The organism is Novosphingobium sp. BL-S-19 (assembly GCF_055521675.1).
On the sequence record NZ_CM145497.1, the window covers coordinates 1,257,025 to 1,281,528 of the forward strand.

The 24,504-nt window shown below is 62.8% G+C and carries 20 protein-coding genes; 13 read left to right on the forward strand and 7 right to left on the reverse strand.

The features are described 5' to 3' along the window. Positions 1–154: 154 nt before the first annotated feature. The 3 genes from ACZ1JV_RS05450 to ACZ1JV_RS05460 all read left to right on the forward strand — a co-directional run bounded on the left by ACZ1JV_RS05450 (position 155) and on the right by ACZ1JV_RS05460 (position 2,537). The gene (locus ACZ1JV_RS05450; RefSeq protein WP_465148680.1) at positions 155–1,402 is read left to right on the forward strand and encodes a hypothetical protein; all 1,248 of its coding nucleotides are present in this window, start codon (positions 155–157) and stop codon (positions 1,400–1,402) included. A gap of 226 nt (positions 1,403–1,628) precedes the next feature. Then, positions 1,629–2,180, forward strand: coding sequence for a hypothetical protein (locus ACZ1JV_RS05455; RefSeq protein WP_465148681.1), 552 nt, complete (start codon positions 1,629–1,631; stop codon positions 2,178–2,180). 81 nt (positions 2,181–2,261) lie between these two features. Beyond that, a complete protein-coding gene (locus ACZ1JV_RS05460; protein ID WP_465148682.1) occupies positions 2,262–2,537 on the forward strand; it encodes a hypothetical protein in 276 nt (91 codons plus the stop codon). A 97-nt stretch (positions 2,538–2,634) separates the two neighbouring features. On the opposite strand, the gene ACZ1JV_RS05465 is transcribed toward ACZ1JV_RS05460, so the two are convergent. Beyond that, entirely contained in the window at positions 2,635–3,471 is an 837-nt protein-coding gene (locus ACZ1JV_RS05465) for an alpha/beta fold hydrolase (protein ID WP_465148683.1), read from the reverse strand. Positions 3,472–3,750: 279 nt separating this feature from the next. Here ACZ1JV_RS05465 and ACZ1JV_RS05470 point away from each other — a divergent pair, with 279 nt between their 5' ends. Continuing rightward, positions 3,751–3,960 (forward strand): hypothetical protein, encoded by a 210-nt coding sequence (locus ACZ1JV_RS05470; RefSeq protein WP_465148684.1) that lies wholly within the window; start codon positions 3,751–3,753, stop codon positions 3,958–3,960. Between the two features lie 207 nt (positions 3,961–4,167). Continuing rightward, the gene (locus ACZ1JV_RS05475) at positions 4,168–4,347 is read left to right on the forward strand and encodes a hypothetical protein (RefSeq protein ID WP_465148685.1); all 180 of its coding nucleotides are present in this window, start codon (positions 4,168–4,170) and stop codon (positions 4,345–4,347) included. Positions 4,348–4,476: 129 nt separating this feature from the next. Here ACZ1JV_RS05475 and ACZ1JV_RS05480 read toward each other — a convergent pair whose 3' ends face one another. Further along, entirely contained in the window at positions 4,477–5,709 is a 1,233-nt protein-coding gene (locus tag ACZ1JV_RS05480; RefSeq protein WP_465148686.1) for an NAD(P)/FAD-dependent oxidoreductase, read from the reverse strand. Beyond that, a complete protein-coding gene (locus ACZ1JV_RS05485; protein ID WP_465148687.1) occupies positions 5,706–7,856 on the reverse strand; it encodes a catalase in 2,151 nt (716 codons plus the stop codon). Before ACZ1JV_RS05485 ends, ACZ1JV_RS05480 begins: the two co-directional genes overlap by 4 nt. A 263-nt stretch (positions 7,857–8,119) precedes the next feature. Between ACZ1JV_RS05485 and ACZ1JV_RS05490 the strand changes: the two genes are divergently transcribed. After that, positions 8,120–10,561, forward strand: a complete 2,442-nt coding sequence (locus ACZ1JV_RS05490; RefSeq protein WP_465148688.1) for a PAS domain S-box protein — start codon at positions 8,120–8,122, stop codon at positions 10,559–10,561. Positions 10,562–10,606: 45 nt separating this feature from the next. Here the strand turns inward: ACZ1JV_RS05490 and ACZ1JV_RS05495 are convergent, their stop codons facing one another. Beyond that, positions 10,607–11,536 carry a 2-hydroxyacid dehydrogenase gene (locus tag ACZ1JV_RS05495; RefSeq protein WP_465148689.1) on the reverse strand — a complete coding sequence of 310 codons (930 nt, stop codon included), beginning with the start codon at positions 11,534–11,536 and terminating at the stop codon, positions 10,607–10,609. Positions 11,537–11,568: 32 nt separating this feature from the next. Further along, on the reverse strand, positions 11,569–12,045 hold the full coding sequence (locus ACZ1JV_RS05500) for an Lrp/AsnC family transcriptional regulator (RefSeq protein ID WP_465148690.1): 477 nt from the start codon (positions 12,043–12,045) through the stop codon (positions 11,569–11,571). 154 nt (positions 12,046–12,199) lie between these two features. On the opposite strand from ACZ1JV_RS05500, the gene alr reads away from it, so the two are divergent. Genes alr through ACZ1JV_RS05515 form a run of 3 tightly spaced genes read left to right on the forward strand, consistent with a single transcriptional unit; the run spans position 12,200 to position 14,950 of the window. Next, positions 12,200–13,321, forward strand: coding sequence for an alanine racemase (gene alr / locus ACZ1JV_RS05505; RefSeq protein ID WP_465148691.1), 1,122 nt, complete (start codon positions 12,200–12,202; stop codon positions 13,319–13,321). Beyond that, positions 13,318–14,568: a D-amino acid dehydrogenase gene (locus tag ACZ1JV_RS05510; protein ID WP_465148692.1), complete on the forward strand. Its 1,251-nt coding sequence runs from the start codon at positions 13,318–13,320 to the stop codon at positions 14,566–14,568. The genes alr and ACZ1JV_RS05510 overlap by 4 nt, the downstream gene beginning before the upstream one ends. Positions 14,569–14,602: 34 nt before the next feature. Next, positions 14,603–14,950: a RidA family protein gene (locus ACZ1JV_RS05515; protein ID WP_465139846.1), complete on the forward strand. Its 348-nt coding sequence runs from the start codon at positions 14,603–14,605 to the stop codon at positions 14,948–14,950. Between the two features lie 823 nt (positions 14,951–15,773). On the opposite strand, the gene ACZ1JV_RS05520 is transcribed toward ACZ1JV_RS05515, so the two are convergent. Beyond that, positions 15,774–16,358 carry a TetR/AcrR family transcriptional regulator gene (locus ACZ1JV_RS05520; protein WP_465148693.1) on the reverse strand — a complete coding sequence of 195 codons (585 nt, stop codon included), beginning with the start codon at positions 16,356–16,358 and terminating at the stop codon, positions 15,774–15,776. A gap of 116 nt (positions 16,359–16,474) precedes the next feature. Between ACZ1JV_RS05520 and ACZ1JV_RS05525 the strand changes: the two genes are divergently transcribed. The 3 genes from ACZ1JV_RS05525 to ACZ1JV_RS05535 are packed head-to-tail and all read left to right on the forward strand — an operon-like array spanning position 16,475 to position 22,290. Beyond that, entirely contained in the window at positions 16,475–17,638 is a 1,164-nt protein-coding gene (locus ACZ1JV_RS05525; RefSeq protein WP_465148694.1) for an efflux RND transporter periplasmic adaptor subunit, read from the forward strand. A gap of 3 nt (positions 17,639–17,641) precedes the next feature. Beyond that, on the forward strand, positions 17,642–20,854 hold the full coding sequence (locus ACZ1JV_RS05530) for an efflux RND transporter permease subunit (protein ID WP_465148695.1): 3,213 nt from the start codon (positions 17,642–17,644) through the stop codon (positions 20,852–20,854). Between the two features lie 2 nt (positions 20,855–20,856). Beyond that, positions 20,857–22,290 (forward strand): efflux transporter outer membrane subunit, encoded by a 1,434-nt coding sequence (locus ACZ1JV_RS05535; RefSeq protein WP_465148696.1) that lies wholly within the window; start codon positions 20,857–20,859, stop codon positions 22,288–22,290. Positions 22,291–22,402: 112 nt separating this feature from the next. Here ACZ1JV_RS05535 and ACZ1JV_RS05540 read toward each other — a convergent pair whose 3' ends face one another. Beyond that, positions 22,403–23,179: an AraC family transcriptional regulator gene (locus ACZ1JV_RS05540; RefSeq protein WP_465148697.1), complete on the reverse strand. Its 777-nt coding sequence runs from the start codon at positions 23,177–23,179 to the stop codon at positions 22,403–22,405. Between the two features lie 95 nt (positions 23,180–23,274). On the opposite strand from ACZ1JV_RS05540, the gene ACZ1JV_RS05545 reads away from it, so the two are divergent. Continuing rightward, the gene (locus ACZ1JV_RS05545) at positions 23,275–24,492 is read left to right on the forward strand and encodes an MFS transporter (RefSeq protein ID WP_465139840.1); all 1,218 of its coding nucleotides are present in this window, start codon (positions 23,275–23,277) and stop codon (positions 24,490–24,492) included. Positions 24,493–24,504 lie beyond the last annotated feature (12 nt).

The window sequence follows — 24,504 nt, forward strand, 5'->3', positions numbered from 1 at the left end:
AAACTTAGAGCAGTCGATCCGACGCAGTCGGGTCGAAAACTGCTCTAGGGGTTCAATCGCGGCGAAGACGGGGAATGTCCCAATAGCCCGCGTATTTCCGCCCGCTTAGCGTTTCGACCGGCAAAACTTTTGTCGTTGACGACAGGGGGAGCGGGTGCGCGACGATTTGCTTGGTCGGAAATTTCGCACGGTTGCGGTGTTGGGCGGCAGTCTCATCCTGGCCGGTATCGCTTCGCCTTTGCGCGCGCAGGAAACGGATGCCTCGCAGCCGGTAATTGCCGCCACCTCCGAGGTGCAACCGCCGGATGCCGCTGCGCCTGAAGACTCGTCAACGCAGCCGCACAAAACCGGCTTCTTCAGCCGCTTCATTGACGAGCAGGATCACGGGTTGGACTTGTCCAATTTTCTTGCCAAGGGCGGTTTCATACCCGTTCCGATCATCATCACGGAGCCTGCGGTGGACGGTGGGTTCGGGTTGGCGGCCGCCTTCCTCTCGGTGCACCCGGACCGTCCCAGACAAGTCACCAAGCACATCGTGGGGGCCTTCAAGACCGGTAACGGTTCGAAGGGCATCGGCTATTTTCAATCGGGCTATGCCGTCGATGGACGGCTGAATTATCGGTTCGGTATTGGCCACGGCAAAATCACCCTGGATTCCTACCCCGCTTTCGCACCCGGCGGCGTCGAATATACCAACCACTACGACTACGGCATCCTGGGATCCGCACTCTGGCATTTCGGCGACGAACGCTTCTCCGCAGGACCGCTGTTCGATTTCCGGAAGCTCAAGTCAAAGTTGGATATTTCCGGGCTACCCGACGACTTTTCGGACAACTTCAACCACACCCTGCACACAGGCGCGCTGGGCTTTGGCTTTCACTTCGACAGCCGCGACAATACCCTGACGCCCACCAAGGGAACCAACGCCTATATCGAAGGAAAATTCAACCGGAGCGCTTTCGGCAGTGACCGGAACTATGAAACCTACAGCCTGGAAACCTATTCCTTCGATCACTTCACATCCAATCTGCGCTTTGGGATGAAGTTCGAACTGAAGGCCATTCGCGGTGATTTTCCTGTCTTTTTCGCACCTGCCGTCGATCTGCGCGGCGTTCCAGCCATGCGATATCAAGGTATGAGCGCCGTCAGTTCCGAATTCGAAACGACATGGCAATTGACCCCGCGCTGGTCTGTGCTTGCCTTCGGCGGCTTCGGGACGACGGATGCGGGCAGCAAACGGATTTACAAGGATTCGGGTGGCATCTGGGCGGGCGGCGCCGGCTTTCGCTATCGCCTCGCGCGCAAGCTGGGTTTCGATGCCGGGGTGGATGTCGCCTATGGACCGGACGGGGCCGTCTTCTACCTGCAGTTCGGCCATGCCTGGTCATTGGGCATGGACTGACCTGACGGACGCGCAGATGCTTCGTTACTTCGCACGCCAAGGCGGCTAGCTTTACGGTCTGCGATGTGATGAATCTGATGCTATGGAAGGCGACAAATGGGGCGGACGCCAGCCAGACCCGCTATCGCGACTATGACCGCCGCGTGGCCAATATCGCCGACATTTGCACAAGAAGACTACTGTCGTTGTTTCCAGCAGGAGAATTCCGATGGGTAAGAGCAGATACATGGTGATGGGCGGGTTGGCGCTGGCGGTCGGCGCCGTGGGGCTGGCCCAGGCAAAGCCGCCCGCCGCTCTAGCTGATCTGGTGGGTATGCGCGGCAGTTCGGTTGACAACGAGATGTCCAGTCGCGGCTTCGAACTGACCCGCACGCAAGGCACGCAATTCTGGTGGAATGGTTCGAGCCGCACCTGTGCAGCGGTCTCGATCGGCAACGGCCGGGTCGCGCGGATCGACACCGCGACGCCGCAGCAATGCGGGAAAAGCGGAAGCGCAAGCGCATCGCAAGGGTTCGACTGCAACGCGCCCGATGTTTCCGAGGCAGATCGTTATCGCTGCCAGCCCGGCGCCAGTGGCAGCGGACAGTCCGGCGGCCGCGCTGCTGCTATCAAGGCCTGCCAGGACGCATTTGGCCCCAATGGCAAAATGGGCACGGTAAGCGCGCTGAGGCCTGGTTTCTGGGAAGTGATCCTCTCAGACAATTACGGCCGCAAGGTCTCCTGCACCGGGCGCGCCGAAGGCCGGGTGGAGCAATGGGACGAAATCGGGAAGAAGTGACGGATAAGAGCCGGATCGTAGCACGACAGTGCCGCGACCCGGCCCAGAACCCATTCCAGTTGGCAGATGCGAGGGCAAACGATGAAATGGGCCATCGGCATTTCGGTGTTTTACGTGCTGCTTTGCGCTTCGGCGTTCCTGCTGATCCCGGCGAGTTCCCACGGTTGGTTCGGGGTTTCGGACGATCCGCTTAGCGGGGTCTTCGTGCTGCTGCTGGCTCTGCCGTGGACGCTACTCCTCCCGCATCTCGGCGATCCGGGGATGGTCGGGGCAATTGCTGTGATAGTCGCCGGCATAATCCTGAATGTGGCGATTGTACTTTGTGCGGGCCGCTGGGTAAGCCGGAGGAGGCGTTGAAACATAAGCGGCGCGTCGCGCTGCCGCTAAGGGCGTAAGCGTCTCGTTAGATAAGCCCCCGGGATAGCGATCAGCATCCCGGGGGCCATTCTATCGTTCAGGCCTGCACGAAGGCGAGCAGGTCGGGATTGATGGTGTCGGCGTTGACGGTCAGCATGCCGTGCGAGAAGCCCTCGTAGATCTTGAGTGTCGCATTCGGCAGGATTTCCGCCTGAAGCACGCCGGCATTCTTGTAGGGCACGACCTGATCGTCATCGCCGTGGAGCACCAGCGTGGGCACGGTGATCGCCTTCAGATCGTCGGTCTGGTCGGTTTCCGAGAAGGCCTTGATACCGTCATAGTGCGCCTTGGCGCTGCCCATCATGCCCTGGCGCCACCAGTTGTCGATCACCGCAGGCAGGACGTTCGCGCCGTCGCGGTTGAAGCCGTAGAACGGGCCGGCGGCAACGTCGCGGAAGAACTGCGAGCGGTTGGCGGCAAGCCCGGCGCGCAGACCGTCGAACACTTCGATCGGCAGGCCGCCCGGATAGGCTTCCGTCTTGAGCATGATCGGCGGCACGGCGCTGACCAGCACGGCCTTGGCGACGCGGCCCTGCGGAATGCCGTAGCGGGCGACATAGGCCGCGACTTCACCGCCGCCCGTCGAATGGCCGATGTGGATGGCGTTGCGCAGGTCGAGGTGTTCCATCACCGCCGCGGCATCGGCGGCATAGTGATCCATGTCGTGACCATCGCTCACCTGCTGCGAGCGGCCGTGGCCACGGCGGTCATGAGCGACGACGCGATAGCCCTTGGAGAGGAAGTACAGCATCTGCGCGTCCCAGTCGTCCGACGAGAGCGGCCAGCCGTGGTGGAAGACGATCGGCTGGGCATCCTTGGGGCCCCAGTCCTTGAAGAAGATTTCGACGCCGTCTCGGGTGGTTACGTATGCCATGGGGAAATTCCTTCAAAGATGTGTCGTTGGGCAGAGCCCTGGAGCGGGGCCTTGGTGTCAGCCGCTGACAAGACTTCTGGCGAAGATCAGGATTTCTGAAAAGTCGTATAAAATCTTTGTTATATTTCGATAAATTGGAACATTTGACTGTCGCTTTGACCGGGATCGGGCTTGAGGATGCAGTTGCCGCGACCGGGGGCGCGGGAACGTCTCAGGCTTCGTGCCGGTTACGGACAGGAAGAGGCGCCGCAGTTCGGCACTTTTTCGAGGAGATGGAGCATGAGCGATAGCCAGTCCCGCCAGCCCGGGGATCGTCCAAAGAACCACGAAGTCGAAAACGAGATGATCAAGCCGCCCGCCGCCAAGGGGAAGCCACCGCGCGCAGCAACCGATCCGCACGGCAGCGACAAGGCGACTGGCCGGGGCAAGGACGGTCCGCCGCCGCCGGGAAACATTCACGAGGTCGAGGATCGCAAGGGCGCATCCTGATGCCTTCACGTTCCCGCCGAGCAACGGGGCGTCTGGCGCTATCGCGGGCGCAAACTCGCTTACGGGGTATTATGGCCGGGGGCACACCGCGTGTGGGCCACACTCTGCCTCGACTGGGCCTCGATCGGTGGCGGGATCGGGAGCTTATTCAGTTTTCGCGCGCTTCATTTCCGTAAGCCAAGCATGGCAAGAACACAGGAGAGTTTGATGAGCATCAAGGGCGAAATCAAGGAAGCCGCCGGCTACGTGAAGGAAGAAGCCTACGAACACGGCAAGTCCGCCAAGAGCCAGGAAAAGGCTCAGGAAGGGCGTGATCTTCGCAACGAAGGCCGGATCGAAGATGGCAAGGCTCCGAAGTCGGGCACGCCCGGCAACGGCAAGCCGTGACCCTTACAATCCTATTCCGGCAAGCCTGATCGCAGGCTAGCCGGTCCCTCCCGCCGCCCCGATCTCTCCGGATTGGGGCGGCGTTTTTTCGTCGTCGCAGTTTGCGGCACGATGGCTTCGGGGCAAACTTCACCGTTGAAAACGATAGGGATCGAACAGCTTCGCATCCGGCCCCGGCGCCCCATCGATGGCAGCTTCCAGTAACTCAGCCGCCAGCGCTGCAAAAGCGATCCCGTTGCCCCCGAACCCGGCGGCGATCCAGACATGCTCCATCGATTGCGCGGGACCTATCGCCGGCAAGCTGTCCGGGGAACTGCCGAAGGTGGCTGTCCAGGCGCAATCCCAGTCGATCTTGTCCTGGCCCAGCATGGCGGCAAGGCGGGCCGCGATCCTGCCGGCCTTGGCTTCCAGCAGACCATCGCGTGCTTCGGCCTGCGACAGTTCGACATCCTCGCCGCCGGCAATGATCCGCCCTTCGCTGCACGAACGGACGTAAAGGTAGGGATCGTTCGCTTCCCAGATCATTGCATCTTCCTGCCACAATGGCGCGGTACCGGGCGTTGTTGCGATGACGTATGTCGACAGCAAGGAGAACTGGGGCGGCAGGAAGAGGCGGGCCCGTTCATATCCGGTGGCCAGGATCACGTCCTTTGCCATGAACGTTCCACCCGCTGCCGTTTCCAACTCGACGCCATGACAGGACGGGTGAAGCGCGACGACGTCCACGGGATAGCTCAGCGTGCACCCCTGCGATCCGGCATGAGCCAGAAGGGCATGGCAGGTTCGCACCGGGTCGATGGCATAAGTGCCGGTTGAAACCAGTCCGGCTCTTGGTGCTATTCCGAACCGCTTTGCGACCGCTTCTGCGGGAAGATAGTGGCTTGGAAGCCCGTGCCGCCGGTGAAGGCGTCCCTCGGCTTCAAGCCCCTCCGGATCCAACAGACTTCCGGCCAGATAAAGCGTCGGGCTATCGCGCTTCAACGAAGCGTCCAGATGGTCGAGGTGCTTGCCGAAGCGCTCCACGGCTTCAAACACGCGTCGCCATCGCCGGACGGCTTCCGCTTCGCCCAGTTCCCGGGCCAGAAAAAGCAAAGGTGTGTCCATGGCCCACATGATCTGGGCCGTGGACGCCGCCGTGCTTCCGGTGCCCGGCGGACGCCGATCGCAGATTGCCACGCTTCGTCCGCCGCGGGCGAGTCTCTCTGCCAGAACGGCACCCATGATCCCGCCGCCAAGAATGGCGACATCGACTGGCGATGTGGGCAAGGAAGCGGAGCCGGGAGGGTGCCAGTCCAGTTCACGCCACGGCACTCTGCCGGTCCGCAGATCCCGTGCCTCGGTAAGCGGTATGGAAGCGCTCACGCGAGATCGCGCACTTTCGCCTCGCGCGCCCAGTGCCGCTTCGCGCCCACTTTCGTGAATTCCTCCACGGGCACGACACCCTCGTCCTTGTCGATCCCAGCCTTGTCGAGGATTACCTGCGAGCCCGGGCAGTGGGCGATCGTCTTGCAATGCCCATAAGCATCCATGAACCATTGGACCGCAGCACCCTGCATGGCCAGCTTCTCGGCGGCTTGCGGCATCAGGATAGAAGCGACGGCGTCGAATAGCACCGAGGGAGAGCCGGCAAGCTGGCCATCGGCTTCCAGCGTCCCGCCCTTGACGGCAATCCCGCCGACCTTGGGTGCCACGAGAAACGGCGTGCCGCCTGCTTTCGCGATCGCGGACTTGAGCGTTTCGATCGCGGTCTTGTCGGATCCTTCGGCAAACAGGATGGCGACCTTGCGCCCTTCCAGCGTATCGACCGCCTTCTTCTGGATGGAAAGCGCATCCGACGGCTTCATCTTCACCGGCGCGCGCGCGGCCTTGGCCTTCCCCGGCAGATCGATGGCGAGGCCGTCCGCCACGCGCTTGGCGAGCTGCTCGTCGACATTGCGCAGCCGCGCGACCACGCGCTCGCGAATGTGGGGAATGGCAACCTTTGAAAGTTCGAAGACAATGGCCGATGCGATGTGCGCCTGCTCGTTCTCGGTCTGCGAATGATAGAACAGCGCCGCCTGGCTGTAGTGATCGGCAAAGAGTTCGGATCGGACGCGCAGCTTCGCTTCCGGTTCGTTGCGTTCAGCGTTTTGGGAAAAGGTGGTAAAGCCGGTTTCCGGCGAGGCGCGTGGGCCGGCATCCTCGCCGGCCTCTGCCAGGCTATTCGGTTCGTAGTTCGCCCTTCCGGTCGGCACTTGCGTCTGCATCATGCCGTCGCGCTGGAAGTTGTGGAACGGGCACTTCGGCGCGTTGATCGGAATCTGGTGAAAATTGGTCGTGCCGAGCCGCGACTTTTGCGTGTCCAGATACGAGAACAGGCGGCCTTGCAGCAGCGGGTCGTTGGTGAAGTCGATCCCCGGGATCACATTGCTGGGCAGGAAGGCGACCTGCTCGGTCTCCGCGAAGAAATTGTCGACATTTCGATCGAGAGTGAGGCGCCCGACAATCTCCAGCGGGATCTCCTCTTCCGGGATCAGCTTGGTCGCATCGAGCACATCGTAAGGCTGCTTGGCGGCCCAAGCCTCGTCGAAGACCTGCACGCCTAGATCCCAGGCGGGAAACCCGCCGTCCGCAATCGCCTCGAAGAGGTCGCGCCGGTGGAAATCCGGATCGGCGCCGGCGATCTTCACCGCCTCGTCCCAGACCAGCGATTCCATGCCGAGCACCGGCCGCCAATGGAATTTCACGAATTTACCCTCGCCGCCTTCATTGACGAAGCGGAAAGTGTGGACGCCGAACCCTTCCATCATCCGATAGGAGCGGGGAATGGCGCGGTCCGACATTGCCCACATGATCATGTGCAGGGATTCCGGCATCAGCGAGACGAAATCCCAGAAAGTGTCATGCGCGGAAGCGGCCTGCGGATAGCCGCGGTCGGCCTCCATCTTCACCGAATGGATCAGGTCAGGGAACTTGATGGCATCCTGGATGAAGAACACCGGGATGTTGTTTCCGACCAGGTCCCAGTTGCCCGTCTCGGTATACAACTTCACCGCGAAACCCCGCACATCGCGCGGCGTGTCCACCGAGCCGGCTCCTCCGGCGACAGTCGAAAAGCGTACGAAGACGGGACAGGTCGCGCCCTTTTCCTGGAAAATCGAGGCCTTCGTCAGTTCCGGGATGGCCCGGGTGCATTCGAAGGTTCCGTGGGCGCCCGTCCCGCGCGCATGAACGATGCGTTCGGGAATACGCTCATGGTCGAAATGGAATATCTTTTCGCGCAGCACGAAGTCTTCCAGCAGCGATGGGCCCCTTGCCCCGGCGCGAAGACTGTTCTGGTTGTCGGAAATGCGATGGCCGAAATTATCGGTCAGGAACGCCGCGGGGTCGCTGGCCGCGCCAGAAACCTCCTGGTGCAGTTCGCCGCCATCGCCCGGCGTAGTCTGGATGTCGTTGCGGCCGGAACCGGGGGCAATCGTGCCGAGCGCATTCTTGACGGCGGGGCTGCGGTCGTCCTTGGGGGAGGGCATTGGAACGTCTCCTGCGAATTGGGGCTGGGGCCGGAACGGCCGGTCAACGTGACAATGAAAGTGCCCTGAACGCCTCGGCGTTCCTCCCAGCGATTTCGCCTCGTCGTGCACCGGGCGCTGCCTGCCGTGGCCGTGCCGGGCGCATCGATCCCGGAAATCTCGCAGGCCCCGATAATTGTTTGACCTTGCTGGCGAAGCACGCATCAAATCGCCGCTTCGGGTGTTGTCGTGTCAAATCGGCTGCGGGGCTGGCAGAGAGAGAGATGCAGGATCAAAGTCTGGAAAACATATTTCCCGGGTCCTCCGAGATGGCGCGGCTCATGCGGGCGCACGATTGGGCTTCAACCGACTTGGGAGAACCAAGTCGCTGGCCTGAAGGTCTAAAAATCCCGCTCAGAATGCTACTTACTTCGCGGTTCGAAATGTGGCTGGGCTGGGGGCAGGATCTCAACTTCTTCTATAACGATGCCTACATCCCAACGCTGGGCATCAAGCATCCTTCGATGCTGGCAAAGCCCTTTCGCGAGGTCTGGGCCGAAGTCTATGCAGAGGTCGCGGATCAGGTCGAAACCGTGAAGGCCGGCCAGTCCACCTGGAACAAGGCGCTGCTGCTGCTGCTGGAGCGAAGCGGCTTTCCCGAAGAAACCTATCACAGCTTTTCCTACAGCCCGCTTTACGGCGATGGCAGGGAGGTTGCCGGGATGCTGTGCATCGTCACCGAGGAGACCGACCGCGTCATCGGCGAACGCCGGCTGGAGATGCTTCGGCAACTGGGAATGAAACTCGTCGGCGTCAGCGACGAAGCAGCGGTGGGCCGCGCCGTATGCCAGGTGTTCAGCGAAAATCGCCACGATTTCCCGTTTGCGGTCATGACGCTCGCATCCGATGGCGGCACTCGCTCCTTCGCTTGCAGTCCGGACACCGATTGCATTCGGGGTCGTCAGCTTGCCGGGATCGACGGCGTGATCGCAGAATCGCGCAGGGTCGATCTCGATCCCGATCTTCCCTGGCCCTGCGGTGCTTGGGAGAGAGCGCCCGGCGAAGCGTTGATCGTGCCTATTCCCGGAACGGTAGAGGAGCGACCTGCCGGCAATCTCGTCCTCGGCCTCAATCCCTTCAAACCCTTCGATGACGAGATTTCCGATTTCGCAGCGCTTCTCGCCGGGCAGATCAGCGGCGCGCTCGCCAATATCGCCACGCTTGATGCGGAGCGCCGCAGGGCGGACAGAATATGGGCGCACGGCCGGGATATCATGGTGGTCGTCGACGCGGACGGCATTTTCCGATCGGTCAGCCCGGCCTGGACGCGCATTCTGGGGCATGACATCGAGGAAATCGTCGGCCGGCCTTTTGCGGATTTCATTTCCCCCGACGATCTCGCGCCCAGCAACGCAGCCCTGTCGGCGGCTCTGGGTGAGACGGAGCTGACGGGATATGAGAACCGCTTCAGATCCAAGGACGGTTGCTATCGCTGGTTTTCCTGGAATACCTCGATGGAAGATGGCTTGGTCTATGCCTATGGCCGCGATATCACGGCACACAAAGCCGACATGGAATCGCTCGCCGCGGCAGAGGACGCGCTTCGTCAGGCCCACAAGATGGAGGCCATCGGCCAACTGACCGGCGGCATCGCCCATGATTTCAATAATCTTCTAATGGCGATTACCAGCAGCCTGGAACTGCTGCGGCGGCGGGCTTCGCTCGATGAAAATGCCGTTCGACTGATCGACAACGCCGAACAAGGCGCTCGCAGAGGGGCTGCGCTGACCCAGCGGATGCTGGCGTTCGCCCGCCGGCAGGATCTCGTCACCGAACATGTGGATGTCCACAAGCTCGTAACGGGCTTCCGCGATCTGATCGAACGGACGCTTGGCCCTTCGTGGCCGCTCGAACTGGCGATCCCTGAAGGTTTGCCGCCGGTTCTGGTCGATACGAACCAGCTTGAAATGGCGCTGCTCAATCTTGTGGTGAACGCCCGGGATGCGATGCCGGCGGGCGGAATGGTGAGAATCGAGGCCAAACATGAGCAGGTGGCCGAGGGAGAGCAGGACGAGATAGCGGGCGGCGCATTCGTTACCCTTGCCGTTGCCGACACCGGGCATGGCATGGACGCCAAGACACTTGCCCGGGCGACCGAACCGTTCTTTACGACCAAGGGCGTGGGCAAGGGGACCGGGCTTGGCCTTTCGATGATCCACGGATTTGCCAAGCAGCTTGGCGGCGGCTTCGTTATCGAGAGTTCACCCGGCCTGGGGACGGTTGCCACGCTCTGGGTGCCGGTAGCCGCTCCGATCGCGAACCCCTCCGCGCCCGTCATTCCGCGTAAGACAGGTCCAATAGAGATGCGAAAGTTGAAAATTCTTGCAGTCGACGACGACGGTCTGATCCTGATGAATACCGCCGCTATGCTCGAGGATCTGGGGCATGAGGTGTTAGAGGCGCATTCGGGCCAGCGGGCCATTGAATTTTTGGAAAAGAATCCGGATGTCGACCTTCTGATCACCGATCAGGCCATGCCGAACATGACCGGCACACAGCTCGCCGACCGAGCAATCGACCTGAAGCCCGATCTGCCGATCATTCTTGCCAGCGGTTATGGGGAACTGCCGGCGGGTGCACCACCGCGCATGATCAAGTTGGGCAAACCCTTTGGCCAGCTTGATCTGAAGCAAGCGGTGGACCTAGCGATAAACGCAAAAGTCTGACTTTCGCGCCCGTGCTGGAAAGATCGAGGGGCCGGTGGGCCGGGTTCAATAGCCTCGGGCACGGTCGATCTCGCCGGAGAGCCCCTTTCCGGCGAGATGCCCGCGCAAGTTTTCGATCAATGAATGCACGGCCGTCTCGATCCGGGTGACGCCGGCGACATGGGGGGTGACGATTATGCGCGGATCGCTGCGAAAGGGATGATCGCGCGGCAGCGGTTCGACCTCTGCGACGTCGAGCATGGCGGCGCCGATCTGGCCGGATTCCAGCGCGGCGAGAAGGTCCTGTTCGACCAGATGCCCGCCCCGCGCCGCGTTGATAAGGCGCGCCCCGCGCGGCAGCTTGGCGAAGAGGTCGGCCGAGAGAATGCCGCGTGTTTCGGCAGTCAGCGGCAGCAGGCAGACGAGAATATCGGTATCTGCCAGGAAGGCATCGAGTGCTTCTTCTCCCGCGAAGCATTCGACACCCTCGATCGTACGGGCACTGCGGTTCCAGCCGCGCAGGCGAAAGCCCAGCGGAGCCAGCATACGCAGCGATGCCTTGCCAAGTTCGCCCAGCCCCATGACGCCCACCCGGCGTTCTTCGCAGAGCATCGTCGGCAATTGGGTCCATTCGCCACGCAATTGCGCCTGGCGATAGAACGGCAGGTCCCGGTGAAGGGCGAGGGCGGCGGTGACGATATATTGCGCCATGGTGGTGGTGATGCCCGGTTCGATCATGCGCACGATGCGCACATGGTCGGGGACACGTGAAAGGTCCAACTGGTCTACGCCCGCGCCAATGCTGAACAGGATTTCCAAAGCGGGCAGGGCGGCGATCAGATCGTCGGTCAGTTGCCATGCTACAAGGTAGCGGACGTCGGCCGGATCGCCGATCTCCGGCCAGTTGCGGAACTCCACTTCGGGCAAGCAGCGGCGGAATTCGGCCTGCCAGAACCGCCCGCGTTCTTCGGGGCCGACGTGGAGGATCGCGGTCATCTTCGGGAAAGTCCTGATTGGGCGGTTTTCGGTCAGGAGGGCTGACGGTTGAACCGCCGGGGCCGTAACGCATCGCGCATCGCGAAACTGGAGCTGATGCGCGTCACGCCTGGAAGGCGGGAGAGCACTTCACCGTGGATCGCCTCATAGGCGGCGACGCTTTCGGTGCGCAGGCGCAGCCAGTAATCGACATTGCCGCCCATCAGGAAGCATTCGCGAATTTCCGCGCATTGCCGAACGGCGTTTTCGAAGCGGGAAAGATAGTCCTCGGTCTGGCGCTCCAGCGTTACCTGCACCACTACGTCCACTCCGCGCACATCGTCGTTTTCCGGCCCGGTAATCACCGTATAGCCGCGAATGACGCCGCGATCCTCCATGATGCGGATCCGCCGCAGGCAGGCCGAGGGCGAAAGGCCCACTTCCTGCGCCACTTCGGCATTGGGCTTGCGCCCGTCGAGACGAAGCACACGCAGAATCGCCCGGTCAACGTCGTCGGGGATCCATGGCATGATCTTTCACAACCTTCAAATGATGGTGCCAAATTTCGCAAATCGTAGCAGATCGTGCGAATAATTGGCAGCCTATTTGAAACAGGGTGCGATAGCCTCGATCCCTGCCGGCGCCCATTCGGTTGGAGGGCGTCCGGTTGGGAAAGGAACGATCGTGGTTGCAGGAGCACGCCTGACAATCGACCTTGCAGCACTGGCCGCAAACTATCGGCTGATCCGGGACCGCGCCGCGCCGGCAGCGGTGGGCGGCGTGGTCAAGGCGAATGGCTATGGCCTTGGTGCGGTGGAAGTTGCCCGCACATTGATCGGCGAAGGGTGCCGGCATCTTTTCGTCGCCTTGCAGGGCGAGGCGGAGGCCCTCGTCCCAGAGCTTCCCGCAGGCATTTCGGTCTATATTCTGAACGGTCTGCTGCCCGGCGGCGAAGCAGCCTGCGCGGCGCTGGGTGCGATCCCGGTGCTCAATTCGCTGGACCAGATCGAACGCTGGTCGGCCGAAGCGGTCGCACGGGGCAAGCGGCTGCCGGGCGTGTTGCAGGTCGACAGCGGGATGTCACGCATGGGCCTGCCCAGTGACGAGATCGAACTCTTGCTGGAGAGCCCGGACCTGCTTCGATCTATCGACCTGCACTTCATCATCAGCCACCTTGCCTGTGCCGACGAGCCCGGCCATGGCGCGAATGCAGCGCAAGAAGAGCGTTTCCGCGAGATCGCTGGCCGCTTTCCCAGCGTGCCGCGGGCGCTCGACAACAGCGGCGGCATTTTCCACGAGCGCGGCCACTTCGACCTCGTGCGTGCGGGCATCGCGCTTTACGGCGGCGCGCCGCATGGCGATGCGACCAACCCGATGCGGGCGATCGTCGCACTCGAAGCGCGCATCGCTCAGCTGCGCACGATTCCGGCCGGAACCGGTGTCGGCTATGGACTCACTTTCCAGACCGCGCGTGAAAGCCGCATCGCCACTATTCCGGTGGGCTATGCCGACGGCTGGCCGCGTTGCCTTGGCAACAAGGGTTCGGCCTATATCGCCGGCATTCGCGTGCCGATCGTCGGGCGCGTGTCGATGGACAGCATCACGCTCGACGTGACCGACGTGCCCGTGCAGCACCTCTGTCCGGGGGCGCCGGTCGAACTGCTGGGACCGCATCAGGACATCGATCGGGTTGCCACGGACGCGGGCACCATTTCCTACGAAATCCTCACCCAACTCAGCCGCCGCTACGAACGGGTCTATCTTCCCGCGAGCGCCGGCGCGCGTATTCGGAGCATTGCGCCATGAAGATCGCCATTCTCGGCAGCGGGGTCATCGGCGTCACATCCGCCTGGTATCTGGCTGAGGCTGGGCACGAAGTGGTCGTGATCGACCGGCAGGACGGCCCGGCATTGGAAACCAGCTTTGCCAATGCCGGCGAGATTTCGCCGGGCTACGCTTCGCCTTGGGCTGCGCCCGGCATTCCGATGAAGGCCGTGCGCTGGCTCACGATGGAGCACGCGCCGCTGATCCTGCGCCTCCATGCCGATACGGCGATGCTGCGCTGGCTCTTCGCGATGCTGGGCAACTGCAACGCGCGTGACTATGCGATCAACAAGAGCCGCATGGTTCGCCTGGCCGAGTTCAGTCGCGATTGCCTGATCGCGCTTCGCCGGGATACCGGCATCGCTTATGACGAGCGCATGCAGGGCACCCTGCAACTGTTTCGCGAGCAGAAGCAGCTGGACGGCATCGGCAAGGATATCGAGGTCCTGAAAGCGGACGGCGTGCCCTTCGAAGTGCTGGACAAGGCCGGTTGCATCGGTGCCGAACCGGGGCTGGCCAGCAGCAATGCGCCGATCGCGGGCGGCCTGCGCCTGCCGAATGACGAAACGGGCGATTGCTTCAAGTTCACCAATGCTCTGGCGGCGATGGCTGCCGCCAAGGGCGTGCGTTTCCTGAACGGCACGAAGATCCATCGTCTGGTCGAAGAAGGCGGGCGGATCACCCATGTGGAGACCGACCAGGGCAAGCTCGCGGCCGATGCCTACCTCGTCGCCATGGGCAGTTTCTCGCCGCAACTGGTGGCGCCGCTGGGCATTCGTCTGCCGGTCTACCCGGTCAAGGGTTACTCGCTGACGGTGCCCATCGTCGACGAGCCGCGCGCGCCGGTCTCCACCCTGCTGGACGAGAGCTACAAAGTGGCAATCACGCGCCTGGGCGACCGTATCCGCATCGGCGGCATGGCCGAAATCTCTGGCTTCTCGCGCGATCTGCCGCCTGCGCGCCGCGCCACGCTGGAGCATTCGGCGGGCACGCTGTTCCCCGGCGCGGGCAACATGGCCGATGGCAGATTCTGGTGCGGTCTCAGGCCGATGACGCCGGACAGCACGCCGGTGATCGGCGCGACCAAGGTGCCGAACCTGTTCCTCAATACCGGGCACGGCACGCTGGGCTGGACGATGGCCTGCGGGTCGGCCCATGTCATCGCCGACATCATCGCCGGCCGCAAACCGGCGATCGAGACCGCCGATCTGGCCATCAGCCGCTACTAACTCCCCAAATCCCCCTCTCTCGCAAGGATCAGACATGACCATTACCCGCATCGACCAGGGCCCGCGCATGAGCGAGGCCGTGATCCATGGAGACACTATCTACCTGGCCGGCCAGATCGGCGCGCCGGGGGAAAGCGTGACCGCGCAGACAAAAACTGCGCTGGCCGAGATCGAGGCGCTGCTGGCACAGACCGGCAGCAGCAAGGATCACCTGCTGATGGCCACCATCTGGCTGGCCGACATGGCGGACTTCGACGAAATGAACGCCGTCTGGGATTCGTGGATTGCCGGCCACCCGGCGCCGGCTCGCGCCACGGGTGAGGCGAAGCTGTTTACACCCGAATACAAGGTCGAAATCATCGTCATCGCCGCGAAGGCCTGATCGCCGCGGGGAGGGCGTCTTGCCCGAACTGCCCGGCACGACCGATTGAAAATCATCGAGGCCCACCGATCCGCTGCGATTGGCGGGCTTCGTCGTTGCGGCGCGTGTCGATCTGGCGCGTCATCGCGCGCGCGATCCGGTCCACGTTGCCCCGCGTCCTACGCCAATCGTACTGTGGGTGATCAGATTTTGCTTGTACGACAGAGAGTTGTCTCGGCCGTTCGGAGGTGGGCCCGGTTCCGGCGAGTGGCTGATTTGCCTCGTCAGAGCGAATAACAAAATTGATTTTATAGTACGATTTCTGTCGCGTGCTTGAGCGAATTGCATTATTATGACAGCATAAAGGTAATAAAAATATACGGGAAGAGAGTCTGATGGTTCTCGCACGATTGGTTGCAGGCGCATTGGCGTTGGCGGTGGCCCCGAATTCGACTTCGGTGGAAACGGTGAAGGCGACCCCTCCCGCTGTCGATCAGCAGGCGGCTGCCGAAGCGCCCGCTTATGCCGCATATGCTCCCTCTTGCAGCACGCATTGCGGTTGGGGTGCTTTGCCCTTCGCCCGATAGATCTTCGTCGTTAGGGCTGGGCGCCGTTAGGACTGGGTTGGCCGGGCCGCATATCCCCGGCGGCCTGTTTCATCTTGCATGGCTGTAACCAAGGCCGCCTTTCTAGCGTTTTTTCGATCTGCGATCGTGCCGACTTGAAAGCCGGGACGCGCTGCCCATTCGTTTGATTGGGCGTCATCCAGTTCCCTCAATAGGCGCCGCGAGAATAGGTTCAGCGGGGCAGGCCGACAGATCCGGCGCGGAGATTTTCTGCCGTCTTACCCTCTCATCAAGGCGGCGACGATCATGCGCGCGCTGCATTCGGCAGTGCGCGCGGCGTCCAGCCTTGGAGCGGAGATGCTGCGATGCCCCAGGCCGAACAGACATCCCAGTAGCAATTCCGTTGCGCCGGCCAGTTCGTCGCCCTCCAGCGCCGGGTTGGCGGCCCGTGCGAATTCATCCAGATAGTCCCGGAACTGGCCGCACATTTCGCCGATCGTCTGGCCGACCCGATCGTTGCGGTAGCCCTCGGCGATTATGTCGAACGACAGCGCTTCCTCCTTCGTGTCGATGACCTGAAGGAACAGTTCGGTAAACGTTTCCAGAACCGTCAGCTTGCCGCTTTCCAATCGGCTGCGCAGTTCATCCAGTTCTGCGATCTTCTCTTCGAAATCGGCGCGCACGATGGCTTCGATGATCTCTCCCTTGCTCTTGAACGAGCGGTAGATCAGCCCGACCGACATGTCGGCCGCAGCCGCAAGCTCCGCCATGGACGTCTGATGGAATCCTTTTGTGGCGAAGAGCTCCTTGGCCGCGACGCGTATGCGATCCGGGCTGGAGGCCTTATGTTGCGGTGCAACCATATTTCGTTCTCTGCATTCTTTTTTCTTGAATTCTCTTTGGCAGATTTCTAGGTGCGTCGCAAGGTGAATGAGTATTCATTCATCGGCCTCCCCCCAAGACCGCATCGGATGAACCAATGAAAAAGGCGATGATTTTCGGGCTTCTGGCTTGCGCTTCGGCGCTTTCGCTGGGCGCCTGCGGGCAGCAACAGCCTGCCGCGCCGCCTGCGCCAGCCGTAGGAATAGTCACTCTCACGACCGACTCGGCGGAGCTGACGAACGAACTTCCCGGCCGCATTGCAGCGCTGGAAACCGCAGACGTACGCCCGCAGATCACCGGCGTGATTCGCCGCCGCCTGTTCACCGAAGGCAGCGAGGTGCGGGCCGGTCAATTGCTGTACGAGATCGAGGATGCGCCTTACCGCGCCGCAGTCGCCCAGGCGAAGGGCGCGCTGGCGACTGCCAATGCGACGATCAACTCGACCACGCTGCAGGCCCAGCGCTACAAGGACCTGATCGCGATCAACGCCGTCAGCAAGCAGCAATACGATGATGCCGCTGCCGCCGCACAGCAGGCCCGCGCCAATGTTGCGGCGCAGCAGGGCGCGCTGCAGGCGGCGCAGGTGAACCAGAACTTCACCCGCATCCGTGCGCCGATTTCTGGCCGGATCGGTCGTTCGCTGTTCACGCCGGGTGCGCTTGTTTCGGCCGCACAGGCGGATGCGCTTGCCGTCATCCAGCGTACCGACTCCGTCTATGTCGATGTGACCCAGTCCGCCGCGCAGATCATCGATCTGAAGCAGGCGATGGCATCGGGCGGCGTGAGCGAGGCTGAAGGCGCGCGCATCCAGCTGATCCTGCCGAACGGTTCGGTCTATCCGATCGAAGGCCAGCTGAAGTTCGCCGACGTCACCGTGGATCCCAGCTCCGGCTCGGTCATCCTGCGCGCGACGTTCCCCAATCCCAAAGGCTTGCTCCTCCCGGGAATGTACGTGCGCGCCAAGCTTGTCGAAGGGCTGCGCCGCAACGTCATCCTCGCCCCGCAGCAGGGCGTGATCCGCGATCCGCGCGGCCGTGCCACCGCGATGGTGGTGGGCAAGGACAACAAGGTCGAAATGCGCCAGATCGAAGTCGATCGCGCCGTGGGCGACAAGTGGATTGTCACCAAGGGCCTGAACATCGGCGACAAGCTGATCGTCGAAGGTCTGGTCAACCTGCGTCCGGGCACGGTGGTCAAGCCGGGCATGCCGCAGCAGATCACGGTTGCCACGGGCTCTGCTGCAACAGGTGGGGCCCAGTAACCAATGTCCCGCTATTTTATCGACAGGCCCATCTTCGCATGGGTCATCGCTATCGTCATGATGCTGGCAGGCATGTTGGCGATCCGTTCCCTTGCCGTGGCCCAGTTCCCCGAAATCGCGGCGCCTGCCGTGCAGATCGCGACCAGCTATCCGGGCGCCAATGCCCAGACGCTGGAATCGACGACGACGCAGGTGATCGAACAGCAGCTTAAGGGCATCGACCACTTGCGCTACTTCGCATCGTCCAGCGACGGTGCCGGTAACCTGAGCATCACCCTGACCTTCGAACAGGGCACGGACCCTGACATCGCGCAGGTTCAGGTGCAGAACAAGCTTTCGCAGGCAACCCCGCTGCTTCCGCAGGAAGTGCAGCAGCAAGGCCTACGCGTCACCAAGTCGACCTCGACCTTCCTGATGGTCATGGCCGTCTATGCCGATGATGGCATTCACGATCAGCAGGACGCGGGCGACTTCATTGCCAGTTCGCTGCAGGACCCGATCAGCCGCGTGAACGGCGTGGGCGATACCCAGCTTCTGGGTGCGCAATATTCCATGCGCGTCTGGCTCGATCCCTTCAAGATGGCCACGCTCGGCGTCACTGCGACCGATGTAACCGCCGCGATCAAGGCACAGAACGCGCAAGTTTCGGCCGGCCAGATCGGCGCTTCGCCTTCGCCCAAGGGGCAGGCGCTGAACGCCACGATCACGGCTCAGTCGCGCCTGCGCACGGCGGAGCAGTTCCGCCAGATCATGCTGCGGAACAATCCCGACGGATCGGTCGTCCATCTCTCCGACGTCGCGCGCGTCGAAATGGGCGCGGAAAACTACAGCTTCGGCGCCAAGCTGAACGGCCATCCTGCCGCAGGCTTCGGCATCAAGCTGGCGCCGGGCGCCAACGCGCTGGACACCGTGGACGCGGTGAAGACGCAGATCGACCAGCTTTCCAAGACTTTCCCGAGCTGGGTGAAGTACAAGTTCCCGGTCGATAACTCGACTTACGTCAAGCTCTCGGTCGAGCAGGTGATCCACACGCTCGTCGAAGCGGTCGTGCTCGTGTTCATCGTCATGTTCCTGTTCCTGCAGAACTGGCGCGCGACGCTGATCCCGACCATTGCCGTGCCGGTCGTCCTGCTCGGCTCATTGGCTGTGCTCCAATTGGCCGGCTTTACCATCAACACGCTAACTCTGTTCGGCATGGTGCTGGCGATCGGCCTTCTGGTCGACGATGCCATCGTCGTGGTCGAAAACGTCGAACGCCTTATCCAGACCGAAGGGCTCAGCCCGAAGGAAGCGGCGCGCCGCTCCATGGACGAGATCAGCGGCGCGCTGGTCGGCATCGGCCTTGTGCTTTCGGCGGTGTTCCTGCCGATGGCGTTCTTCGGCGGTTCCACCGGCGTGATCTTCCGCCAGTTCTCGATCACCATCGTTTCCTCGATGGTGCTGTCGGTGCTGGTGGCGCTTATCCTGACGCCGGCGCTCTGCGCCACCATCCTTAAGGGATCGTCGGACGGCCACGGCCACGGAACCGGCCTTGGCGAAGGCAAGCAGACCGGCATTGCCGGTCTGTTCAATCGCTTCTTCCACTGGTTCAACACCACGTTCGATCGCGGTGTGGATCGTTACGGCAAGGCCGTGGACAAGGTGGAGCGCAACTGGGGCCGCACGATGCTGGTCTATGGCCTGATCGTCGTGGGTATGGGCGTGATATTCCTGCGCCTTCCCGGCGGCTTCCTGCCGGACGAGGATCAGGGCATCCTGATCAACCAGGTCTCGCTGCCCGCCGGCACGACCATGGAGGAAACCGAACGCACGCTCGCCCGTGTGCGCGATCACTACCTCAAGGACGAAAAGGCCAATGTCGCCGACGTCTTCACGATTTCCGGCTTCGGTTTCGTGGGGCAGGGCGAAAACGTGGGCCTTGCCTTCGTTCGCATGAAGGACTGGTCCGAACGCAAGGGCAAGGACAATACCGTCAGTGCCATTGCGCTGCGTGCCAATCAGGCGTTCCAGAAGATTTCGGCCGGTATGGCGATCGCCTTCGCACCGCCAGCCGTCCAGGAACTGGGTAATGCCACCGGCTTCGAGTTCCAGCTCGTCGACCGTGGCGGGCTGGGCCATACGAAAATGCTGGAGGCACGCAACCAGCTTCTCGGCATGGCCATGGCGGACAAGCGCCTCGCCCAGGTACGACCCAACGGTCTTGAGGATACGCCCCAGCTGAAGCTGGACGTTGACCAGGCCGCGGCCGGTGCCCTTGGCATCGCCCAGTCGGACATCAACGCCACTATCAGCACGGCGATGGGCAGCACTTACGTCAACGACTTCATCGATCGCGACCGCGTGAAACGCGTGTTCGTTCAGGCCGATGGACAATTCCGCTCCACCCCGGAATCGATCGGCCAGTTTTTCGTGCGCGGCAGCACCGGCGTGATGGCGCCGATCTCCTCCTTCGCCCGGACGGAGTGGACTTACGGCCCGGCCAAGCTCGAACGCTTCAACGGCGTGTCGTCGCTGCAGATCATGGGGGCGCCTGCGCCCGGCGTCTCCACCGGCGATGCGATGAAGGTTGTCGAGGAGATGGCCTCCAAGTTGCCGGCGGGTGTCGGCCTTGAATGGAGCGGCATTTCCTACGAGGAAAAGACCTCCGGCGGCCAGGCTCCGGCGCTCTATGCGCTGTCCATGCTGATCGTGTTCCTGTGCCTTGCCGCGCTTTACGAGAGCTGGTCGGTGCCGATCGCGGTCATGCTGGTGGTGCCGCTGGGCGTGCTGGGCGCGGTGATTGCAGCCACCATCGTGGGGCTCAACAACGACATCTACCTGCAGGTGGGCCTGATCACCACCATCGGCGTCTCGGCGAAGAACGCGATTCTCATCGTCGAATTCGCGGAAGAGAAGATGCGGGACGGCTTGCCTCCGGTGCAGGCTGCGCTGGAAGCGGGCAAGCTGCGCCTCAGGCCGATCCTGATGACCAGCTTCGCCTTCATCTTCGGCGTGCTGCCGCTCGCCCTTTCGACCGGCGCCGGCGCCGGTGGTCAGAATGCGATCGGCTGGGCCGTGGTCGGCGGCATGCTGTCCGCCACCGTTCTCGCGATCTTCTTCGTGCCCGTGTTCTTCACCGTGGTGAAGCGCCTGTTCCGTGAACACCACGGCACGGGTGGGGGCAGCGATCGAGACAATCTCGACGGTACGGCTTCGGCCGAGCCGCAGGAGGCATGAAAATGCGTAATGTGAAAGCGCTTACCGCCACGTCGCTGGCGCTCGCGCTGGCGGCCTGCAACATGGCGCCCAAGTATGTCCGCCCGGATCTTCCCGTTCCCGCGACCAGCCCTTCGGGGCCGGCCGACGGCACCGCGCAGGCCAGTGGCGCAGGCGCGGCCACGGTTTCGGCCGATACGGCCTGGAAGGACTTCTTCACCGACCCGCGCCTGGCGCGGGTCATCCAGACCGCGCTCGACAACAATCGCGATCTGCGCATCGCGGTGGCCAATGTCGAACAGGCACGCGCGCAGTACAAAGTGCAGCGCGCCGACCTGCTGCCCACTGTCGCTGCCGGTGGCAGTGCCACCTATCAGGATCAGCCCTTCGCACAGGCTGCGGCGGGGGGCGCGGGCGCAGCGTCCGGTCGTACGGACATCTATACGGCTTCCATCGGCGCGTCGTCGTGGGAAATCGATCTGTTCGGCCGGGTGCGCAATCTGACCAAGGCGGCGCAGGAAAGCTACTTCGCCTCGGTCGAGAACCGCAATGCCGCGCAAACCGCGCTGATCGCCGAAACCGCCAATGCATGGCTGACGATGGCCGCCGATCAGGAACGGCTGAAGATCGCCAGCGATCTACAGAAGGCCTTCGGGCAGACGCTGGATCTGACCAAGGCTCGTTTCGCCAAGGGCATCGCCTCTGAGCTGGAAGTGCGTCAGGCACAGACCAGCTACGATCAGGCACGTTCGGACATTGCGCTAGCGACCACGCTGGTCGCGCAGGACCAGAACGCGCTGAACCTGCTGGCGGGCACCAGCGTGCCGACGGCGGATCTGCCAACCGAGCTGCCTAGCGCAGACGTCACACTGAACGATCTGCCGGCCGACCTGCCCTCCACGTTGCTGCTGCGCCGGCCGGACATTGCGGCGGCCGAGCACCAGCTGATCGGGGCCAATGCCAATATCGGCGCGGCGCGCGCGGCGTTCTTCCCGAAAATCTCGCTCACTGCGGCATTCGGGACGATGAGCCTCGGTCTGTCGGGCTTGTTCAAATCCGGCAGCGATTATTGGTCTGTTGCGCCTTCGGCCAGCCTGCCGATCTTCGATTTCGGCCGGAATCAGGGCAATTTGCGCTATGCCCGCGCCACCTATGACGCGATGGTCGCGACGTACGAAAAGAGCGTCCAGACCGGTTTCAGGGAAGTGGCCGACGCGCTTGCCCGCCGCGCCACGATGACCGCGCAGCTGGAAGCGCAGACGTCTCTGCGGGATGCGGCGCGCAGCAGCTACAAGCTGTCCGATGCGCGTTTTCGGGCCGGGGTGGACGATTTCCTGTCGACACTGGCCGCGCAGCGCACGCTGCACAATGCGGAACAGACCCTCGTCGCTACGCGTCTGACCCGCGCCAGCAACATGGTGGAGATCTACCGCGCCATCGGCGGCGGATTGAAATAAGCCGCTGAACTCCGCGCAAGAGGTATGGCGCGGGGCGGGGTGGCAAAACGGAACGGATCGGGCTTTCCTTGCCCGGTCCGTTCGGTTCTTCAGCGGGGCGGTTCGCGGCCACTCATGGGCGATAACGGCTCGGCGGCGCCCCCAGCACGCGTTTGAACATCGTCGAAAAATTACCCGGGCTGTCGTAACCGAGATCGAGGGCGATGGCAGTGACGGAATCGCCGGCCGCCAGCCGTGGCAGCGCTGCGGAAAGGCAGGCCTGTTGCCGCCATTCGGCAAAGCTCATCCCCGTTTCGCGCCGAAACAGCCGCGTGAAGCGGCGGCGGTTCATGGCCAGCGCATCCGACCATTGATCGATGGTCTCACTTGCGCGCGGGCTTTCCAGGAACCGGTGGCAGCGCCGCGCCAAGGCGGCATGGCGCGGAAAGGGCACGACGATCGGAATGACCGGCGCCTGCGCGATTTCCGCCACCAGCAGCGCCATCACCAGACCGTCCCGCCCGTCCAGATCATATTCGGCCGGCACCTCCGACGCCGCGACCAGAAGCTGGCGGAGCAGCGGGGTGACCGAAACGACCCGGCAGGTCCGCGCCAGCATCGCCCCCGCTGCCTGGTCGATCAGCACGCTGCGCGTCTGCACGGCGCCGACCATGCGCACCGAATGCGGCGTACCTGCCGGGATCCATACCGCGCGCTCCGGCGGGGCGACCCACGCGCCTTCCGGCGTACCGACCGCAACCACGCCGCTTGCCGCATAGAGAAACTGCCCCCGCCGATGGCTGTGTTCGGCCAGTTCGAAGGACGGCGGATAGTCGTTGCCGATACCGACCACAGGGCGCGGCACATCCTCGAAGTCATCGGGCTGGCGGTGTGGAGGGGAATGTCCCATTTGCATAATTGATTGACCCATACGACAAAGCGGGACGCTTTCAAAGCGCATAGGGGCAATTCGAGAAGCCAAGCCATGCAAAGGAGACACGCAGAATGGCTGCCAGCAGGTCCAGCACGCCGATGACTGGCGCCGCGACGGGAACGGTGAACGGAACCGTGTTCGGCGTCATTATCGCCATCAGTTTCTGTCATCTTCTCAATGACATGATGCAATCCTTGCTACCGGCAATCTATCCCGGCCTGAAAGCCGACCTGAAGCTTAGCTTCGGTCAGATCGGGCTGGTGACGCTGGCCTATCAGATCACCGCTTCCATCCTGCAGCCGCTGATCGGCCTTTATGCAGACAAGCGGCCGACCCCGATGGCGCTGCCGGTCGGGACGTTGTTCTCGCTTGCCGGGCTGACCGTGCTTTCCGCCGCGCATAGCTATTGGCTGGTCCTTGTCGGTGCGTCGTTGCTGGGCATGGGCTCTTCCGTGTTCCATCCGGAATCCTCGCGCGTGGCGCGGATGGCAGCAGGTGGGCGGCATGGTCTTGCCCAATCACTGTTCCAGGTCGGCGGCAATGCCGGTCAAGCCCTGGGGCCGCTCGCAGCCGCGCTAGTGGTCGTGCGGTGGGGGCAGTCGAGCCTGGCGTTCTTCGCCATGCTGGCGCTGCTGTCGGGCGCGGTGCTGTGGAACGTTGCAGCGTGGTATCGCAGCCACGGCCTCGAACGCCTTGCCGCAGGGCGCAAAGCGAACCTGTCAGCCTCCCTTCCGAAGGGGCAGGCGGGGCGCGGCATTGCCATCCTGCTGTCGCTGATCTTTTCCAAATACGTCTATCTGGCCAGCCTGACGAGCTACTTCACGTTCTACCTCATCCACCGCTTCGGGCTGTCGGTGCAGAATGCGCAGCTGCACTTGTTCGCCTTCCTCGCGGCGGTGGCGGTCGGCACGGTAATGGGCGGTCCGCTGGGCGATCGTTTCGGGCGCAAATACGTAATCTGGTTTTCGATCCTGGGCGCTCTGCCGTTCACCCTGCTGCTGCCCCATGCAAACCTGTTCTGGACCGGTCCGCTGACCGTGGCGATCGGCCTCATCCTGGCTTCGGCGTTTCCCGCCATCGTCGTCTTCGCGCAGGAACTGGTACCCGGCAAAGTCGGGATGATTTCCGGGCTGTTCTTCGGCTTCTCGTTCGGGATGGGCGGCCTTGGCGCGGCGGCACTGGGCTGGCTGGCCGACCACACCAGCATCGAGACGGTCTATCAGGTCTGCGCTTTCCTGCCGGCAATCGGCCTGCTGACGGCGTTCCTGCCGCGGTTGGAGAAAGCCTGAGGCTTTCGCCAA

What these genes read in the sequence shown, in the direction of transcription:
- ACZ1JV_RS05520 (WP_465148693.1), bottom strand. Translation starts at nt 16,358, where the DNA reads ATGGTTGCACCGCAACATAAGGCCTCCAGCCCGGATCGCATACGCGTC.
- ACZ1JV_RS05545 (WP_465139840.1), top strand. Translation starts at nt 23,275, where the DNA reads ATGGCTGCCAGCAGGTCCAGCACGCCGATGACTGGCGCCGCGACGGGA.
- ACZ1JV_RS05535 (WP_465148696.1), top strand. Translation starts at nt 20,857, where the DNA reads ATGCGTAATGTGAAAGCGCTTACCGCCACGTCGCTGGCGCTCGCGCTG.
- ACZ1JV_RS05455 (WP_465148681.1), top strand. Translation starts at nt 1,629, where the DNA reads ATGGTGATGGGCGGGTTGGCGCTGGCGGTCGGCGCCGTGGGGCTGGCC.
- ACZ1JV_RS05465 (WP_465148683.1), bottom strand. Translation starts at nt 3,471, where the DNA reads ATGGCATACGTAACCACCCGAGACGGCGTCGAAATCTTCTTCAAGGAC.
- ACZ1JV_RS05470 (WP_465148684.1), top strand. Translation starts at nt 3,751, where the DNA reads ATGAGCGATAGCCAGTCCCGCCAGCCCGGGGATCGTCCAAAGAACCAC.
- ACZ1JV_RS05530 (WP_465148695.1), top strand. Translation starts at nt 17,642, where the DNA reads ATGTCCCGCTATTTTATCGACAGGCCCATCTTCGCATGGGTCATCGCT.
- ACZ1JV_RS05460 (WP_465148682.1), top strand. Translation starts at nt 2,262, where the DNA reads ATGAAATGGGCCATCGGCATTTCGGTGTTTTACGTGCTGCTTTGCGCT.
- ACZ1JV_RS05500 (WP_465148690.1), bottom strand. Translation starts at nt 12,045, where the DNA reads ATGCCATGGATCCCCGACGACGTTGACCGGGCGATTCTGCGTGTGCTT.
- ACZ1JV_RS05510 (WP_465148692.1), top strand. Translation starts at nt 13,318, where the DNA reads ATGAAGATCGCCATTCTCGGCAGCGGGGTCATCGGCGTCACATCCGCC.
- ACZ1JV_RS05485 (WP_465148687.1), bottom strand. Translation starts at nt 7,856, where the DNA reads ATGCCCTCCCCCAAGGACGACCGCAGCCCCGCCGTCAAGAATGCGCTC.
- ACZ1JV_RS05515 (WP_465139846.1), top strand. Translation starts at nt 14,603, where the DNA reads ATGACCATTACCCGCATCGACCAGGGCCCGCGCATGAGCGAGGCCGTG.
- ACZ1JV_RS05540 (WP_465148697.1), bottom strand. Translation starts at nt 23,179, where the DNA reads ATGGGACATTCCCCTCCACACCGCCAGCCCGATGACTTCGAGGATGTG.
- ACZ1JV_RS05475 (WP_465148685.1), top strand. Translation starts at nt 4,168, where the DNA reads ATGAGCATCAAGGGCGAAATCAAGGAAGCCGCCGGCTACGTGAAGGAA.
- ACZ1JV_RS05495 (WP_465148689.1), bottom strand. Translation starts at nt 11,536, where the DNA reads ATGACCGCGATCCTCCACGTCGGCCCCGAAGAACGCGGGCGGTTCTGG.
- ACZ1JV_RS05525 (WP_465148694.1), top strand. Translation starts at nt 16,475, where the DNA reads ATGAAAAAGGCGATGATTTTCGGGCTTCTGGCTTGCGCTTCGGCGCTT.
- ACZ1JV_RS05490 (WP_465148688.1), top strand. Translation starts at nt 8,120, where the DNA reads ATGCAGGATCAAAGTCTGGAAAACATATTTCCCGGGTCCTCCGAGATG.